This is a genomic window from Prevotella sp. P2-180, assembly GCF_002251435.1.
GTDB lineage: Bacteria > Bacteroidota > Bacteroidia > Bacteroidales > Bacteroidaceae > Prevotella.
On record NZ_NPJI01000013.1, the window covers coordinates 88,472 to 103,766 of the forward strand.

At 47.9% G+C, this 15,295-nt stretch carries 14 protein-coding genes; 5 read left to right on the plus strand and 9 right to left on the minus strand.

Features of this window, described 5'->3' with window-relative positions; genetic code table 11:
* Nucleotides 1-92 precede the first annotated feature (92 nt).
* Entirely contained in the window at nt 93-599 is a 507-nt protein-coding gene (locus CIK98_RS01510; RefSeq protein ID WP_094382525.1) for an HU family DNA-binding protein, read from the minus strand.
* Between the two features lie 798 nt (nt 600-1,397).
* Between CIK98_RS01510 and CIK98_RS01520 the strand changes: the two genes are divergently transcribed.
* The gene (locus CIK98_RS01520; RefSeq protein WP_094382527.1) at nt 1,398-2,066 is read left to right on the plus strand and encodes an SGNH/GDSL hydrolase family protein; all 669 of its coding nucleotides are present in this window, start codon (nt 1,398-1,400) and stop codon (nt 2,064-2,066) included.
* Between the two features lie 11 nt (nt 2,067-2,077).
* Here the strand turns inward: CIK98_RS01520 and CIK98_RS01525 are convergent, their stop codons facing one another.
* Genes CIK98_RS01525 through CIK98_RS01565 form a run of 8 tightly spaced genes read right to left on the minus strand, consistent with a single transcriptional unit; the run spans nt 2,078 to nt 11,120 of the window.
* Nucleotides 2,078-3,517 carry a DUF6080 domain-containing protein gene (locus CIK98_RS01525; protein ID WP_094382528.1) on the minus strand — a complete coding sequence of 480 codons (1,440 nt, stop codon included), beginning with the start codon at nt 3,515-3,517 and terminating at the stop codon, nt 2,078-2,080.
* Entirely contained in the window at nt 3,517-4,128 is a 612-nt protein-coding gene (locus CIK98_RS01530; RefSeq protein WP_094382529.1) for an HAD family hydrolase, read from the minus strand. The genes CIK98_RS01525 and CIK98_RS01530 overlap by 1 nt, the downstream gene beginning before the upstream one ends.
* Before the next feature lie 4 nt (nt 4,129-4,132).
* A complete protein-coding gene (locus tag CIK98_RS01535; RefSeq protein ID WP_094382530.1) occupies nt 4,133-4,999 on the minus strand; it encodes a decaprenyl-phosphate phosphoribosyltransferase in 867 nt (288 codons plus the stop codon).
* A 45-nt stretch (nt 5,000-5,044) separates the two neighbouring features.
* Nucleotides 5,045-6,055: an acyltransferase gene (locus CIK98_RS01540; protein ID WP_253249605.1), complete on the minus strand. Its 1,011-nt coding sequence runs from the start codon at nt 6,053-6,055 to the stop codon at nt 5,045-5,047.
* A gap of 5 nt (nt 6,056-6,060) precedes the next feature.
* Nucleotides 6,061-7,149: an acyltransferase gene (locus CIK98_RS01545; RefSeq protein WP_094382531.1), complete on the minus strand. Its 1,089-nt coding sequence runs from the start codon at nt 7,147-7,149 to the stop codon at nt 6,061-6,063.
* A 44-nt stretch (nt 7,150-7,193) separates the two neighbouring features.
* A complete protein-coding gene (gene nadD, locus CIK98_RS01550; protein WP_371683232.1) occupies nt 7,194-9,671 on the minus strand; it encodes a nicotinate (nicotinamide) nucleotide adenylyltransferase in 2,478 nt (825 codons plus the stop codon).
* Nucleotides 9,668-10,240 carry a guanylate kinase gene (gene gmk, locus CIK98_RS01560; protein WP_094382532.1) on the minus strand — a complete coding sequence of 191 codons (573 nt, stop codon included), beginning with the start codon at nt 10,238-10,240 and terminating at the stop codon, nt 9,668-9,670. The genes nadD and gmk overlap by 4 nt, the downstream gene beginning before the upstream one ends.
* Nucleotide 10,241: 1 nt before the next feature.
* Nucleotides 10,242-11,120, minus strand: coding sequence for a YicC/YloC family endoribonuclease (locus CIK98_RS01565; RefSeq protein WP_094382533.1), 879 nt, complete (start codon nt 11,118-11,120; stop codon nt 10,242-10,244).
* A 147-nt stretch (nt 11,121-11,267) separates the two neighbouring features.
* Here CIK98_RS01565 and CIK98_RS01570 point away from each other — a divergent pair, with 147 nt between their 5' ends.
* Genes CIK98_RS01570 through tatC form a run of 4 tightly spaced genes read left to right on the plus strand, consistent with a single transcriptional unit; the run spans nt 11,268 to nt 15,156 of the window.
* Nucleotides 11,268-12,752, plus strand: coding sequence for a 4Fe-4S binding protein (locus tag CIK98_RS01570; RefSeq protein WP_094382673.1), 1,485 nt, complete (start codon nt 11,268-11,270; stop codon nt 12,750-12,752).
* A 16-nt stretch (nt 12,753-12,768) separates the two neighbouring features.
* Nucleotides 12,769-14,181 (plus strand): aldo/keto reductase, encoded by a 1,413-nt coding sequence (locus CIK98_RS01575; RefSeq protein WP_094382534.1) that lies wholly within the window; start codon nt 12,769-12,771, stop codon nt 14,179-14,181.
* Nucleotides 14,182-14,194: 13 nt separating this feature from the next.
* Nucleotides 14,195-14,377, plus strand: a complete 183-nt coding sequence (tatA, locus tag CIK98_RS01580) for a twin-arginine translocase TatA/TatE family subunit (RefSeq protein ID WP_094382535.1) — start codon at nt 14,195-14,197, stop codon at nt 14,375-14,377.
* Nucleotides 14,374-15,156, plus strand: coding sequence for a twin-arginine translocase subunit TatC (gene tatC / locus CIK98_RS01585; protein ID WP_094382536.1), 783 nt, complete (start codon nt 14,374-14,376; stop codon nt 15,154-15,156). Before tatA ends, tatC begins: the two co-directional genes overlap by 4 nt.
* Nucleotides 15,157-15,295: the final 139 nt, after the last annotated feature.

Genomic DNA, 15,295 nt, shown 5'->3' on the forward strand with positions numbered 1-15,295 from the left:
CTGCCTCACCTCTACCTCACCCCCCCGCCTCTGTAGCGGATAGTTGTGGCGCAGCTTTTTTAATTTTTTAATTTTTTAATTCCCCTGTAGGGTTACTGCCCGAGGTCATCGCCGCCGCCGCTGGCGTCCTCACCGCCGCTACCAGGGTTCTCAGGGTCCTCAATCTCTCCCGAGTCGCCGGAGTTCACACGCTTCACCACGTTTCCGTTGCGGTCGTAGCAGGTGATGCTGATGGCAGCCTCCTTGAGCGCCTTCTTCACGTCTACCGACGGGGTGAAGATAATCTTTCGGGTGGTGATGAGGCTCGAAGCCACCAAGTTCACGTCCTCCACGGCCTTTGAGTTCACCGCGAATCGCATCGTACCGAGTCCCGGCACCACAACCGAGTGTCCCTCCGTTCCCCATGCCTTGATGGTATGTCCGATGGCGTCGTAAGCCGCCTTGAGTGCACCCTTTTGGATGCCCGATCGAAGAGAAGCCTCCTCAATCACTTTCTCTTCCGTGAGAGTGGAGTAAGTCTCCGGAGTCATTTGATACATGTAGGTACCCGCCTTTGGTCCTACCATGAGCTTTCGCTCTTGCGCTTTGATTTTAATCATAGAATTGAATTTTTTAGTTAAACATTATGTTTTTTATTCTCTCAATTTTTCTTACACGTTGCAAAGGTACAAATAAAATTTGTAACTTGCAAGAAATACTCGAAAAAAGTTTATTCTGTTAACATTACTTAACTTTCGCGGCCTTTTTTTAGTCATATTTCGGTCGTTTAACTTTATGTTTGTCTTCATGTGTTTATTGCTCTGAAGGGAGTAATGTATTGGGAAAATTATGTGCGGTAATTGACTCGCAAAAAACAGCCAAGATTTCATGCCATTATGCCAGCTATTATGCCATTAAGAAAAAGTTGAAGTGTAGAGAGAATTCTTAATAATACTTATCTTATATTATATATATTATATTATATATATATAATATAATATATATAATATAAGATAAAAATAATTTACACAAACAATGTGCATATCAAAAAATCCTTAATGGCATAATAGCTGGCATAAATGGCATAAAAATGGCATAAACCCATTGCTCCCTTCCATGCCTTAATCGTAGTGAAAACACCATGTTGAAACAAAAAAACACATTTCTTCCTTAAAAGTTTGGTGGTAACAATTTTTTTTCCTACTTTTGCAGAGTAGATAACTGAAACATTATATGGCAAACACTATAAAGCTATACAAACCTCTATCCGAGTTGTCGGTCTATCCTCTCGTTAAAAATACACAAAATACACAAGGTTGTGTTACACAAGGTTGGGTATTTTGTGTATTTTCACTATATTTGCAGCGGTTTTTCATACAATATGATGAACTCCTCACAATAAAAAAGAACGTTGAACAATGAAAAGAAATTTACTTGTCATGCTGCTGTTGGCAATCGTGTCGATGGCTAATTCTCAGACCAAAATTATTAATGTCATCGGCGACTCATACGTGCGGAACCATAAACGGCCGGTGGAGGAGACGTGGCACTATAAGATGGCGCAACGGCTGGGATTTGCCTACAACAACTACGGACGCAACGGAGGCTGTGTGGCTTTCGACCGCACCCACGACGGAAAATATAACTTTGGGCCCGCGATGTATGCCAGGGCGGGACTGATGGATTCTGCCGCAGACTATGTAGTCATAATTGGCGGTCACAACGATGCCTTCAAGGTGAAGGACAACAAGGATTCGCTGCTGATGTTCAGAGACTCGCTCCAACTGCTGATAACGAATGTGAAGAAACAATGTCCTCGTGCAAAAATAGGATATGTCACCCCTTGGTATTGCGACCATCCCGGGTTTGGACAAGTGTGCAAGACCATCAGGCAAGTGTGTCGCAAAAACAAGATCCCGGTGCTTGACAACTATTCCAAGAGCTCTGTAATAAAAGTGCGCGACGAGGACTTCCGCAAGAAATATTTCCAAGGTCCGAAAGACACTGCCCATCTTAACGACGAGGGACACAACCTCTTCCTGCCCGTAGGAATGGAATGGTTCACCAAGGAAATGCTATCACAATAGGAATTATTGTTTTATCTACAGAAGTAGTCGGCAATGAGTGCAAGATTGGTGATATAGAATGAGATGGTGAGGAAGAGTGTGGCTGCCCTTACCGCCATGAGCCAACGGCCCTCCAGCTTGCGCATGAGACAGGCGATGGAGATGGGAATGATGAATATCCAGTGGCCTGTCATGATGTATGCCTCGTTTAAGCCGAAGCCCAAGACTACATGAATGAATGCGTCGAAGGCAACGCCGGTGGCTACCATAAGGAAAAACCGCGAGCGTAGGCCGCTAATGAATCCGGCAACAAACAGAAGTACCACGAGGACTTCCAAGGCGTAGGGAACCCAATGGTCGTAGGTGACTATTATCGGGCGATTGCGCAGGGTGTCGTGAAGCAGGTAGCGCGTGTGGAGCTGTATGGACTCGCCGAAGATGTTTTCTACTGCCGATTCCCATCGCGGGGTGCTGATGTCGGTCCAGCGCAGGAATCCCTCCTTGTCCATAGGCTCTCCCTTGTTGGCATTTCCGGGCTTCTTCTGGTTTTCGAGCCATTTCTCGTGTCTCATTATTCGCATCTTGCGGTCGAAGGCCTTCATCATCAGCACGCTGTCCTTAATGTGTGTCGTATCGCGGAAGGTGGCGAGCATTTTCGCACTTTCCTTTTCTCCCTTTGCAATCATCTTTGCCTTGGCCTTTGCCTCACGTGGAACGGTGAATGTGGCATGCTCCCACGAGGCGAAACCCCAGATTAAGGCACAAGGGAGAACGATGGCAAGAAGTATGTACTTGACACGAAACAGGCGACGACCGTTGACAAACAGTGCGTCTATATAAACCTTAATGCCATTGCTTAGCGTAGTGCCCGCCGTGAAAAGAAACAAAAGCCATGTTTGGCGGATGTTAAGCCGACGGCCTCGCTGCATGCACTTGCCGCTCACGTAGATGGTCATCAGGAGCATGAACATCGAGGGACCGAAATGGTCGGGAACGACGAATGTGAGCAGGACGTAGGCGAAGGAAAACAGCATATAGGCTAACAGTGTGGCGTCGGCACGGCTAACACCCACTACCTCGCGACAAATGCGGTAAATGAATATGAAACTATAGTAGGCGAAAAACACGAGCGGAATCATCACCACCACTTGTACAAGGTTCATGCCCGTTATGGCAGTCAGTCCTTCGTTCAGCAGATGGAATGGATAAAGGAAGAACGCCAAGAGAGGATGGCGGTATGGGTCGTATGAGGCGTCCCAAATGGTCAGAACGGTATAGGTGATAGGGTCGAAGCCTGAAACCTGGAAGTTCCATACGAATTGTTTCCATACGGCTTTGCCTGTAAGGCTGAACACGTGGAAGTACTTGCTCACCGCCATTATGTTGATGGTGACAAACAGGGCGAGTGCCACGAGCGATGGAACAACTTCCTCGCGTTTTATGCGGAATGTCTTTAGAAATTCTTTAATCATTAGTCTGATGCTTGTTGAGAGTTGATAGCTTTGCCTTTATAGTATGCTACATTGGCGATGGATAGGAGTTCGCGGTCGCCACGACTGTCTCCATAAGCCACTATATGATAGCGGTCCAAGTCTGGACGGATGTCGATCAGACGCCTTACTTTCTCATGCCCGTAGCAGTTTGGCGTGGAGAAACGTCCTGTGAGACATCCTTCATTCACCTCTGCCTCTGTGCCTATGACACAAACGTTTTCGGTGTTGAAGAATGGCTGAACCCAGTTTACTATGCTTGCACTGACCACAATAATGTCAGCACGCTCTTCTGTCAGCTTGTATATCAAGTCGTTCATCTCGCTGCGTATGATGCCTTTATGGCTCTCCGCAAACCTTTTGCAATGGCTGTTGAACTCGTCTGTAGTCATGCCTTTGAAGAAATGGGAGAACACCCTTTGCTTTGTCTTGCCGTTGTCGTAGAGGCCAAGTTTCATAAGCACCAGCCACGGCAGGTTCAGAAGAAAGCCAAGGGTCATGCGCGGTTTGCCAAACACGAAACCGATGAACCCTAAAAGAGTGTCGCTCTTGGTTATGGTGCCGTCGAAATCGAATGCGTATATTGTTTTCATTGAGTTACGTGTAAATGATTATGGCAAACGATATAATCCACCCTGCTATTATTAGTTGTATCAGGCGGTCGGAGAGCACCAGTCGGGTGGGTTCGCCGCTACGCTCGTCTACCACCGTCAGCTGTATGTAGCGCAGAAGACCGAGGATGACGAAGAAGCTTGTCATATAGAGGTTTGGCGAATTAAAACGTTCTATCACTTCAGGCGACACTGTATACATTATGTAGCATACAAGCATCACACCGCCGGTGATGGTTATGGCTTGGTTGATGAACGTAAGGTTGTAGCGTGAGGTGTTTTTCCTTGGAGCCATGCCGGTCTCGTTCATGATCAGCACGTCGTCGCGTCGTTTTGCAAACGAGAGAAACAGTGTGAGAAGGAATGTCATCATCACTATCCACCGGCTCAGCACGATGTCGGTGGCAACGCCTCCAGCCACTATGCGCATCACAAACCCCAATGCCACTATGCAGACGTCTATGATGGCGTAATGCTTCAGTCGGATACAGTAGCACAGGTTCATGGCCAGATATACTGCTATGACGACAGACAGCATCCAGTTGTTTAACAGAAAAGGTAAGGCCAATGCCGCTATGGCCAGGATAATGGCCAGAAGGCTTGCCTGTCGCTTGCTTACAAGACCTGCGGCAATGGGGCGCTTGCATTTCTTAGGATGCTTTTTGTCGGCCTCTACGTCAACAATGTCGTTGATGGAGTATATGGCTGAAGCCGCAAAAGAGAATGCGACAAAAGCCACAAGGGAGGAGGTCCAGTCTGCCATGTCAAACAAGCTGCCTCCGAAAAACAGCGGGATGAAGATGAATGTGTTCTTCACCCATTGGTGTGGACGTAATATCTTAAGTATATTCATATCTTTGAATTTTTTTCATTTATCGCTCTTTTCACGAGTTTGCTCCTATCTCCTCACTCCCTTCTCCAGCACCTTGTGAAGAAGCCAAGCCAGTGGGAGTGTAATGAGAAGGGTGAGCAGGGCGGTGAGCCAATAGCCGAGTGAAAATGGCTTCAGCTGCTTCATGACAAACTCCACGTGGATGAGATAAAACTCCAGGCTGATTGTGCCGATGAAGGCAAGGCTACGAAGTAGTAATTGGGGAAAGTATGCGAACATTCGGCAAGCCAATAGCGAAAGACTTATCGAGAGGGGAATGTATGCCATGCGTTCAAGAAACAGGGGGAAGCGACCTCGCAGGCCTCCTTCAAACAAGAGACATACATAAGCGCTCAGAGCCAACGACAAGGCCGCCACAACCCATGCGTCGCGACTCGCCTCGCGTCTTTCCCTTACCCATTGCCCGACGTTGATGCCTATGAGGAAAATGGGTATGCGGCTGATGAATATCTCTATGTGGCGGAGGCTTGTCCATAAGGTCTGGTCGTAGCGCATGGCTATACAAAACAGCATGAACACTACAGGCAGCCAGCACCATGACCTCGAACGGCTGAGAAGTGTCATATAGGCTGGAGCTACGGTATAGAGTGTCATTATCGCTGGTATATACCAGAAGTGCAGCTCGTTATATATTGTCCAAAAGCCGTGGTAGTATATGATGTTAAGGATAGTGTCTGTCAAGTCTGCCTTGTCGTTTATATATAAAGGTATAAAGTAAAGGCAGGCTATGACCAGCCATGCTGGATATACCCTTATATAGCGACGCCAGTAGAACTGCTTCAGTGTAGTGCCTTTCGACCATGCGAACCACAGTCCGATACCGCTGACGAAAAGGAAGATGTCGACCCCAACGTTTCCGCAGCGGCTGAGGCAGTAGGCAAGTGTCTCGTTATGACGTCCGCCTACGTGAAACAGAAGGATGAAGAGCATGGCAAGTCCCATCAGCTCACTTCTGTACCTGCTGAGCGATGTCCACTGCAGTGCTCCTGTCGTATGTTTGTTGTTGTCAGCCTTCATTTTCTTCAGTTTTTGTTTTCATCATTGTTGTTCATTCTGGGCTCTGCTATTTTGTCCATCACCTGTTTGGTAAGCCAAGAGAAGGCCAATGTGGCTATGAAATAGAGCAGCAGCCCGTCGTATACTTCGCCATGGCGTGATATGGGAATGAAGATTTTACGGAAAACAGGATGTATGACAAACATGGCAGCCGAGATTGTGCCAAACCATCCGAACAGGCTTATTGCCCTTGAGGGTAAAGTCTTTATCAGGCATACAGCGGCTGCACAGATGGCAAAGGGCACCCAAAGCCAAGAGTGGAAAGAGAAGCAGCCTGCAATGATGGCTACGGAGAGAAGGAAAAGGCGCAACGACCAATGGAACCGGGACACTTCGACATGTTCCGGACGAAGATAGCGTGCGGCAAGCAGTCCTGCGCCAAATGGCAGTATGCCGCCAATGAAATTATAGCGTAGCCAGTTCAATTCAGAACTTTCAGGTCCACATGCCACTTGCGCCAACCAGCATAACACGACGAGACCCACGGTGAAACCCCAATGCCTGCGGAAGAGCAACAGGCGATATACGATATAGAGTTGCATCATAAGTCCGAAAAACCAGTATGGGCCAGGCCAAATGGCCTCGTTTGGCTCAGGAAGCAGGTTTGCCATCATGCCGAAAAGAGCCAGCACATTTTCTGCCGCATAACCACGAGGACCGCGCGTAAGGTAGTCAACCACTATGAAAGCGGCAAAGCCCGGAACCATCATGCGCAGGAGCTTTAAGTAGTGGAAACGCGAGAATTGCCATACGGAGTGGGACGAAGTGACTGACTTGCGCTCGTATTTCAATGTAAGGCCATAGCCACTGAGGAAGAGGAAGATGGGTACACCGTAATGGCCAAAATATGAAAGCAGCTGGACGGGCAACATCTCGTCGGTGCCCGCTGCAAAATAGTCGGCAAGCTGTTGGCTGCGGCTCATGTAAAACTTGTATTCGTTTTCCCTGATGGCAAACCAAAGCCAGTGGCAGTAATTATGAAGCATTATACCGAGAATGGCGATGCCACGCAGTGCGTCGCATTCGGCTTTGGATAACAAAGAGTTGTTCTTCAATTTCTTTACCTCCGATTTTCTTTATTAATACACATATTAACTCCTTATCTCCTTTCCCCCTTGAGCAGGTTATAGTCCACCTGTCCTTTCAGCACCCTTGGCCTGTCGGCATTATAGTCGTCTTCCAAAGGGTTGTAGTCGCTTCGGTATTCCTTGCAGTGGATGCCTGCAAGATAGAGCAGAAGGTGGGGCATGTTGTCGGTCATGAACGGCAGATGCCTTGCCGCCTTTATTCGTCTTACGATGTCGGGATGATTCCTGCGGTATTTCTTTGAACACCAAATCCAGAAAGGCACTTCAAACTCCTCATGTGCCAGGCGATAGTCTATCTCTGCCGAGTGTAAGCGTCCGAACACTGGCTTGCCGTCGCCGAAAGCTTCCTCGCCATGGTCTGAGGTGTGTACGACAATCACGTCTTCGTCTTCCCAACGTTTAAGAAGTTCGTTTACCACGTGGTCGTTGTAAAGTGTGGCATTGTCGTAGTCGGCCAGTATCATCTTGTTCTTGTGGCTCAGGGAGTCGTAGGAGTAGTCTTTGGCATAAAAGCGCTTGTATTCTCTCGGATACCGGTAGCCGTAGGTCGTGTGTTGTCCCATGAAGTGGATGATGGTCAGGCGGTTGTCGCCTGTGATTTGCCTGTGGGGAATTGAATCCTTTAGATGGTCGTATTCAATTATCATGCCGCTGTCCAAACGGTGGAGCTTGTCGTTGCGAACGTCAAACTGGGCTTCGCTGAGCTTGGGGTTGTTGAGGAAGAATCCTCCGCTGAAGTCATATACCGCCTCTTTGGCCTGTGGGAGAAATTGGTTGGTGATGAACGTCACATTATAGCCTGCCTTGCGAAACAGTTCCGGAAACAGAGGATAGTCACACCATTCCCCACTGTCGCCAACGGCATGAAGTGAAAAAATGTTCTTGAACACAAAACTCGTGAGGTTCCAGCATGATACCACATCGTCAAACAAAATCAGTTCGCCGTCGTTGAGGCGTTTCATCTGGTTGGGAGTGGTTGGCTTGTCGTAGCCATAGAGTTGGGAGTGGTGCTTGTTGTAGCTCTCGCCAAGCAGGAATACGATGTGAGGGCTGCGGAATGAGCAGGAGTCCACCTTCACCTTTGCTATTCCGTCTATGAGGCGGTCGAGCTGGCGTGAGGCAAGCTCATTGGCATAGATGCTGAAAGCAAGGCGGTGGATGGGAAGGTATAAGGTGGCGCGGTCCTTTCGGGTCAGCTCGTGTTCCACCTCGCCAATGTTGTCGTAAGAAAGAAGGCGTGCCGTCGCCTGCTTGTTGTCTGATGTCTCTATCCAGCCTTCGATGAGCAGCCAGAGCGACATGGCTCCGAGTATACCGCCTGCGGCAGCACCGATGTTCACACGAACTTTGTCGGATGGTGTCAGCTTTTTGTACATACGGCCCCAGCGCCCCGTAAGCTTGTGGCGTATTGCGGGGTGAGCATTGTGGCGTGAGGAGTAAATCGCAATGGCAATGTGGATGACGAGAATGCCAAGAAGGATGCCTACTGGCGAGGCAAGCACATCCCAGTCGAGATATGAACTTAAGAAGTTTCTGGCTTCGCTGCTGTTGGTCTCGCCTACAAGAAGGAGCATGGTGGGCGTGAGTGTCGACTTGAACTTCACAAAACAGTACATGTCAACTATCGACACAGAATAGAGTATCACATAGATGGCAGAACGTATCCAGTTGCGCACCTTGTGTGGCACAAACGAGAGAATGAGGCAAACGGCATAGAGGTCGAAAAACAGCTCTATGGATGTAAGAGGGTAGGGCTTGGCTCCTTTCATGTCGGGTACTTCAAGCATGCAGCATGTGTATCCAACGAGAAACATGAACACGAAGAACGTAAAGTTCAGGCGTATCGGGAGGAACACTCTCGACAGTGTCGCGGTGAGTTTCTCCCAAGCAAGTCTTAATTTGCTGTTTCCTTTATCCACAAGAGCCTTGGTTACGCATGGCGGCACAAGCCTGCTGATGTCCTCGCCACGTTCCAGCCGTTTGCGCACTTCAGTGCTGCTCACGTCAAACAAGGGCGTGTCGATCACCCTTACCCTTGGCGGAAGCGAAGAGGGGTCGACAGTAGAGCCTCGCCGCGGATATATCACCATGTCGAAGTCGCGCACTATGTCATCGTGATTGCGCCATTGGTCAAAGTGTTCCCAGTTGTCGGCTCCTATGAGTAGAGTGAAGCGGTAGTCGGGGTAGGATGACTGAAGACTCAGCAAAGTGTCGTAGGTGAATGAAGGCTTAGGCATGTTGAACTCGAAGTCGGATGCCTTGATGTGGTGTTCGCCACTGAGGGCTTCACGTACAAGCTTGAGCCTTAGGTGCTCGTCCATCAGCCCCTGCTGTTGTTTCAGCGGGTTTTGTGGCGACACCACCAGCCACACCTCGTCCAGTCCGGTTTCCTTGAGCAGATGTCGGGCAAGGGCGATATGTCCGTTATGTATAGGGTTGAACGACCCTCCGAGTATGCCAATATTCATCACTCTACTTATTGTTGTCATTCTTTGCAGAATTCACGTATTATCTCCAGGGTCTCCGCCTTTGCCTTCTCAAGGTCGTCGTTAACGACAATGCGGTCAAACTGTGGCGCAAAGCCAAGTTCGTATTCCGCCCTGGCTATTCGTTGCTCAATCACTTCTGGCGCATCAGTGGCGCGGGAGTTCAGGCGTCGGCGAAGCTCGTCTACCGATGGCGGCTGTATGAAGATGCTCAATGCCTTGTCGCCGTAATATCGCTTGATATTGCAACCACCTTTCACGTCGACATCGAACACCACGTTTTGTCCGTCGGCCCTTTGGCTTTCCACCTGCGACTTCAGTGTTCCATAGAATCTGTCGGTGTATACCTCTTCGTATTCAAGGAATTCGTCGTTGGCAATTTTTTCCTTGAAGTCCTCAGGCGAGAGGAAGAAGTATTCCACTCCATTCTGTTCGGTGCCTCGTGGAGCGCGGCTTGTGCATGATATGGAGAATGCGAGACAAAGCTCCTTGTGTTCGCTCATCAGCCAGTTGATGATAGTGCTTTTGCCTGACCCCGATGGGGCGGAAAAGATAATCAGTTTGCCGTTCATATTACAAAGCGTTCAGTACTTGTTCTTTTATTTGTTCCAGTTCGTCCTTCATTTTTACCACTATGTTCTGCATTTCCGCATGGTTGCTTTTTGAGCCGGTGGTGTTTATCTCTCGTCCCATTTCCTGTGCGATGAATCCGAGTTTCTTTCCCACTCCGCGACCATCTTCGTACATAGTCTCGCGGAAATACTTCAGGTGGTTTGTCAGTCGTTGCTTCTCCTCGCTGATGTCGAGCTTTTCGATATAATATATAAGTTCCTGCTCGAGGCGGTTTTTGTCGTAGTCCACCTCTGGGATGGTAGAAAGGCCATCAATGATTCTTTGACGTATTTTCTCCACCCTAATCTTTTCGTAAGGCTCTATGGCTTGCAACAGCGCTTGTATGTTGTCTATTTTTTCTTCAAACTTCTTCTGTAGCGCTGCGCCCTCTTGTAGTCTGAACTCAATGAGTTGTGTCAGTGCCTTGTCGACACCCTGTCTTACGATATCCCACTCTTCGTCTGAGAGTTCCTCAATATCGATTTTCGACATCACGTCTGGCATTCTCAGTAATGTGGCGAAGATGTCTTCTGGCTGTGGAATGCCCGTTGAGTTCACAACATCAATGACTTGTTTGTAGTAAGCCTTCATTAGTTCCTTGTTGATAGGTGTAGCCTCGGAGGCGGCGTTTTTCTCCGTCCACAATGCAAAGTCCACTTTGCCTCTTTCAAGTTTTTGGGCAATAGTCTGCCTAATCTCTATTTCTTTCTCTCTATAGAGTGGACAGATGCGTGTGGAAAGGTCAAGTGCCTTGCTGTTGAGCGACTTTACCTCAATGTTGATTTTCTTGTCTCCGTAGGTCACGACAGCCTTGCCGTAACCTGTCATAGATTGTATCATATATAGAAGATTTTATTATTTTCGGCTGCAAAGTTACTAAATTAATATCCAAAAAGCACATTCTGCCTCTTTTTTTTTATAATAATGTGCATTGTTTGAAAAAAAATGATTAAGTTTGCACACAAAAACAATAGAAAAGTCATTATTATGCTGAGAAAAATAAGATTGACGCTCGCCTCATTGTTCTTCGTTGGCGTATCATTGCTCTTCCTCGACTTCACAGGAGTGGCTCATGCCTGGTTGGCTTGGATGGCGCAAATACAGTTCTTGCCTGCATTGTTGGCTGCCAACGGCTTGGTGATTATAGCACTTGTGATTCTTACCCTGCTCTTGGGGCGTGTGTACTGTTCGGTGATTTGTCCCTTGGGCATTCTCCAGGATATATTGGCCTGGATAGGAAGAAGGGGAAAACGGAAGAAGGCTCCTTATAAATATTCACGTGAGCTGAGATGGCTTCGGTGGGGTGTGCTCATCGCATTTGTCGGGCTCTTTGCCTTCGGGCTGCAAGCGGTGGCTTGGCTTGTAGCGCCTTATAGCGCATTCGGGCGCATAGCATCAAGCCTGTTTGCACCGGTTTATCGTTTGGGAAACAACTTGCTTGCCACTGTCGCTGAGCGTTACGACAGTTATGCCTTTTATTCCGCAGACGTATGGATGAAGTCGTTGCCGACTTTTTTTGTGGCTCTCGTCACGTTTGTCCTACTTTTCATACTTGCATGGCGTGGAGGACGCACTTGGTGTAACACCATCTGCCCCGTGGGAACAATCCTTGGCTACCTCTCACGTTTCTCATTATTGAAAATCAGAATAGACGAGAGCAAGTGCAACCGTTGTGGTCGATGTTCTAAAAAATGCAAGGCTTCTTGTATCGACAGCAAACACCATAATGTGGACTACAGCCGTTGCGTGGCATGTATGAACTGCTTGGACACTTGCAAGCATGGGGCGATAAGTCTTGGTTATGGCCCTGTGAAAAAGCATAAGACAGACAAAACGGTGGAGGACAATTCACGACGCACGTTTATCACAACGACTGCTGTAATGGCAGTGTCGGCGGCAGTTGAGGCTCAGGAAAAGAAAGTCGATGGTGGCCTAGCCGTGGTGGAAGACAAGGTAGCGCCCAATCGTGCCACTCCCGTGTTGCCTCCAGGCTCGTTAAGCGCTCATCATCTGGCGCGACATTGCACATCATGCCAGCTCTGTATCTCGGCATGTCCAAACGGAGTGCTTCGTCCCTCGGCTTCCTTAGATACTTTTATGCAGCCGGAAATGTCATTCGAACGTGGTTACTGTCGTACAGAATGCACTCGTTGTGCCGATGTGTGTCCTACAGATGCCATAAAGCCTATAACGGTTGAGGAAAAGTCGTCGACAAGGATTGGACATGCCGTCTGGGTGAAGAAAAACTGCATACCGCTGACCGATGGTATGAGCTGCGGCAATTGTGCACGACACTGCCCTACAGGGGCCATACAAATGGTGCCTATGGACAACAATGACGAAGAGTCGCTAAAGATACCTGTTGTAAACACCGAGCGGTGTATAGGTTGTGGAGCATGCGAACATCTATGTCCTGCCCGACCATATAGCGCAATATATGTTGAGGGACACGAGAGGCATAGCAATTATTAATATGGATATTTGAACAATGAAAACAGATATTTCGAGACGTGATTTCATAAAGACCCTAGGAATGGCAGGACTTGCCACGGCAGGCATGGCTTCATGTAAGGGGAAAAACGATAATGCAAGCGTTACTAAGTCGGAGGCTGACGGAGAAGTGCCTGCCGACAAGATGGAAATGCGCACTTGTCCTACAACTGGAGACAAAGTGTCGCTGCTCGGTTATGGTATGATGAGACTGCCTCACCGACCAAAACCGGGAGCCGACAATGAGGACGAGGAAGAAATTGACCAGGAAGAGGTGAACAGGCTTGTGGACTATGCCATTGCACATGGAGTGAACTATTTCGACACGTCGCCTGCCTACTGCCGCGGATTTTCAGAACGCTCCACTGGCATTGCCCTGAAACGATATCCCAGGGAAAAAGTGTATATTGCAACAAAACTATCAAACTTCAATCCTGCGACATGGAGCCGTGAGGGGGCAATGGAAATCTACCGAAACTCTTTTAAGGAACTACAGGTAGACTATATCGACTATATGCTGCTGCATGCAGTCGGTGGAGGACAAGACTGCATGGAGGAACTGAACAACCGATATATGAATAATGGCATGCTCGACTTCCTCGTGGATGAGAGAAAGGCGGGACGTATACGCAATCTGGGCTTCTCTTTCCATGGAGACGTAAAGGTGTTCGACTACCTGCTTCAGCAACATGACAAATACCATTGGGACTTTGTGCAGATACAACTCAATTATGTCGATTGGGAACATGCTACAGCCACCAATCCGGGAAACATAGATGCTGTGTATCTATATGGAGAACTACAGAAGCGTGGCATCCCTGCCATAGTCATGGAACCTCTGCTCGGCGGACGACTGGCACGAGTGCCTGACTTTATTGTGGCACGCCTTAAACAACGCGACCCGGAACGAAGTGTAGCCTCGTGGGCATTTCGCTTCGCAGGCACCTTCCCCGGCGTGCTTACAGTCTTAAGCGGCATGACACTGATGGAACATCTGCAAGACAACCTTCGCTCTTACTGTCCACTGGTCCCTCTCAACGACGACGACATGACTTTCCTGAAAGACATCGCCAACCATATTGCTGGCTTGAACAGCATACCGTGCAATGAATGTGACTATTGCATGCCATGTCCATACGGCATCAACATCCCGGCAATATTCCATCACTACAACAAGTGTCTTAACGAAGGAAACATTCCCAACGACGTGCAAGACGAAAATTATCGTCGCGCTCGTAGGGCATATCTCGTAAGCTACGACCGCGCAATACCCAAAGTGCGTCAAGCTGACCATTGCATAGGCTGCGGCCAGTGTGTATCCCATTGTCCACAACGTATAAATATACCGAGGGAACTACACAAAATCAGTGATTTCGTGGATAAACTGAAAAGAGAATCAACAATATTATAATATCGATACAACAATGAACAATATTCTTTTTATCGGAGGTATAGGATTTCAGGAGGTACTCCTTATCGCCTTGGTCGTACTTCTTTTCTTCGGCGGCAAAAAGATACCGGAGCTTATGAAAGGACTGGGTAAAGGTGTACGCTCGTTCAAGGAAGGACTTAACGACAAGGACAATACTTCAAAAGACGGGGAATGACATTTTGGGACCATCTTGACGAGCTGCGTGCTGCCATCATCCGGATTCTTCTCGTGACTGTGGCTTTCGGTGTAGTGGCTTTCTTTTTCAAGGAAGAATTGTTTGACGTTGTACTCGCACCGAAAGAGCCGCAGTTTGTCACATATAAAGTGCTTTATGCATTGGCTGCACTTACTGGAAATGACGGGGAAGGCTTCTTCCATGTGCAACTTGTAAGCACTGGATTGGCACAGCAGTTTGTCATACATATGAAGACCGCCATGTGTGCAGGAGTCATATTGTCTTCGCCATACGCACTGTACCAGCTCTTCCGTTTTGTATCACCCGCCCTTTATGCTCATGAGCGTCGGTATGTGGTAAGGGTTGTGGGATATGGATATCTGCTCTTTCTCGTAGGTGTGGCTGTAAGCTACTTCGTTGTCTTCCCGCTTACGTTCCGCTTTCTGGGCACCTATCAAGTCAGTGGTGAAGTGGCAAACATGATAACACTCGACTCCTATATCAGTACCCTTATGACCTTGACCCTGTCAATGGGTATAGTTTTTGAGATACCGGTTCTTTCGTGGATGTTTGCCAAACTCGGTTTCCTTTCCGCCACGTTCATGAGACGATATAGAAAGCATTCAGTAGTACTCATTCTGTCAGTGGCAGCCGTGATTACTCCAACCTCGGATGTTTTTACGCTACTTGCCGTTTCGACCCCTATGTACCTGCTTTTTGAACTGAGCATACTTATAGTTCAGTCTACATCGTCTGTAAAGCATAATTCTCTATTATAGATAATTATACGTGATGTTATTCAAGTTTAAATTATTCTTCCTATATATATATAATAAGGTGTAAGGAAAAAATATAGTGTAAAATATACTATAAAATAGAATATTTTTCTCTTTTTCTAAAAAAAAACACAGAAAAACT